We start from the raw sequence: 2368 nt of genomic DNA, 5'->3' as shown, positions 1-2368 counted from the left end.
CCGGCTTTGCCGTTTGCGTCGCTGCGTCAGCAGCAGAGAAACGAGATTATGCAGAACTTTCTTCGTTTCGTCAACTGGGTCAGCATCTTTTTTTGCCTCGGTTCGTCGCGCTAAACACCTCGCTTCGAACCACCCAATCGACCCCGCAACCCTTGCCAGCCCTGCTTTGCAGCGCCGCGTTGTGTTGCGAGGGGGCGAATATTACGGCAGCAAACTGCCCTTGGCAAGCGGTTTGGTGAAATAAATCACCAAACCCGAAAAAGCTACCAAAGCAGCACTTTGTGTCCCCCGACTTATGGCTGCCGGACCAAATCGAGGGCTTCTATATATAGGGAACTATTTGGGTGTGTGGCGCCGCCGGGATGCTAGTTTCAGTCCAAACCATCGTGCTGCACGCGACTTGTTAGAGGAATGCAATGGCGGGCATGCAGATGTTTGTCATGCACGACACGATGATTCATGATCGGGGTCTTGACCAAGCGCTACCGCCCGAGCGGAAACTTCCATGACCATCCGGATCGTTCGACTGGGATCCCCCCGTGCCGCCGATGAAGGCCTTCGCATCGGCACTGTCCGACGACCGCCACGCGGCGTGCCGAAGGCGGAATTCGCGAGCCGCGATTTCTATGATGTCTGGTATCCCGTCCTGTCCCCGACGCCAGAACTGGTTGCCCAGGCGCTCGCGGCGACGGACGACAAGGCCTGGCGTACCTTCGTCAGGCATTTCCGCAAGGAAATGGCGGAACCCGATGCCAGCCGTACGCTGGACCTGCTTGCAGCCCTGTCCCACCAGACCAACTTCTCGGTGGGTTGCTATTGCGAGGATGAAGCGCATTGCCATCGCTCGGTGCTGCGCGATTTGCTTGCCGAACGCGGCGCGGTGATCGACTGACACCGTCCCCACCACCGCAGTCATCAGCGGGCCGTCGACCCGTACCGCTCCTTCTCCGCTCCGATTTCCGATGGTCCTGAATTTCGTCTGGCTCGGCTTCTTCCTGATTGCGTTCCTGGCGGCCTGCATTCGACTCGCAAGCGGCGACCTCGCCGTATTCCCCGCCATGCTGGCCAGCCTGTTCGACAGCGCCCGCACGGCATTCGAGATCTCACTGGGGCTGGCCGGCGTAATGAGCCTGTGGCTTGGCATCATGCGCATCGGCGAGCGGGCCGGCGTGGTCGATGCCTTCGCCAGGCTGGTCAACCCGCTTCTGCGGCACTTCTTCCCCGGCGTTCCGCAGGGCCATCCCGCCCAGGGCGCGATGATGATGAACGTCTCGGCGAACTTGCTTGGGCTGGACAATGCGGCGACACCGCTTGGCCTGAACGCCATGCGGGAATTACAGACGCTGAATCGACGCCCGGACGTCGCCACCGACGCGCAGATCATGTTCATCGTGCTGAACACGGCGGGCCTGACCCTGATTCCGACCTCGGTCATCGCCATGCGGCAGGCGATCGCGATCAAGCAAGGCCTGGTTGGGTTCAATGCGGCCGACATCTTCCTGCCGACACTGCTGGCGACTGGCGGTTCGTTCCTGGCGGGCCTGCTGGCCGTGGCCTGGGTACAGCGGCTGAACCTGTTCCGGCCTGTGGTGCTGGCGGCTTTAGCGCTGGGCGCGCTTGGCGTGGGCGGGCTGCTGGTCTGGCTTCGCCACGCGCCGCCGGACCAGGTCAGTCGGCTCACTGCCCTGGCAGGTAGCGGCTTCATCCTGTCACTGATCACCGTGTTCCTGATATGCGGGGCGATACGCCGCGTCAATGTCTACGAGGCATTCATCGACGGCGCCAAGGAAGGGTTCGGCGTTGCGGTGCAGATCATCCCGTACCTGGTGGCGATTCTCGTCGCGATCGGCCTGTTCCGCGCGACGGGCTGCATGGACATCCTCATGCAGTGGCTGTCTGCCGGCTTCGCCTGGCTTGGCCTGAACACAGAGTTTGTCCCCGCGCTTCCGGTCGGGCTGATGAAAATACTTTCCGGCGCCGGCGCGCGCGGGCTTATGGTCGATGTGATGACCACTTACGGCGTGGACTCCTTCCAAGGTCGATTGGCAGCCATCATCCAGGGATCGACCGAGACCACCTTTTATGTCCTGGCAGTTTATTTCGGCAGCGTCAATGTGCGCAATACACGCCACGCGCTTGGCTGTGCACTGTTTGCCGACGTTGCAGGGCTGTTCTGCGCCATCGGTGCCGCTTATCTGTTCCGATAATAAAAATGCCTCTTGAGACGCTTTGAAACGCTATTTAGCGCTGAATGTTGCTCCGCATTCTTGGCACCTGTGGCCTGGTGTTGCGCTGGGCTTTTCCCGCCTTGTTGTATTTCAGCGGGAAGGCGGCCCGAGTTTTCGACAGGCCCCCACTTTTTTTGGCT

At 60.9% G+C, this 2368-nt stretch carries 2 protein-coding genes; both read left to right on the top strand.

The window, feature by feature from the left end; translation table 11 throughout:
- The first annotated feature begins 505 nt into the window (after positions 1-505).
- A complete protein-coding gene (locus tag KHO41_RS40850) occupies positions 506-892 on the top strand; it encodes a DUF488 domain-containing protein (protein ID WP_211958871.1) in 387 nt (128 codons plus the stop codon).
- Between the two features lie 70 nt (positions 893-962).
- Complete coding sequence (locus KHO41_RS40845) at positions 963-2207, top strand: nucleoside recognition domain-containing protein (protein WP_211958870.1); 1245 nt, start codon at positions 963-965, stop codon at positions 2205-2207.
- The last annotated feature ends 161 nt before the right edge of the window (positions 2208-2368 follow it).

It is taken from the genome of Cupriavidus numazuensis, from assembly GCF_905397435.1.
Lineage (GTDB): Bacteria > Pseudomonadota > Gammaproteobacteria > Burkholderiales > Burkholderiaceae > Cupriavidus > Cupriavidus numazuensis.
The sequence above is the reverse complement of the archived record's forward strand: the minus strand, read 5'-3'. Positions and strand labels throughout refer to the sequence as shown.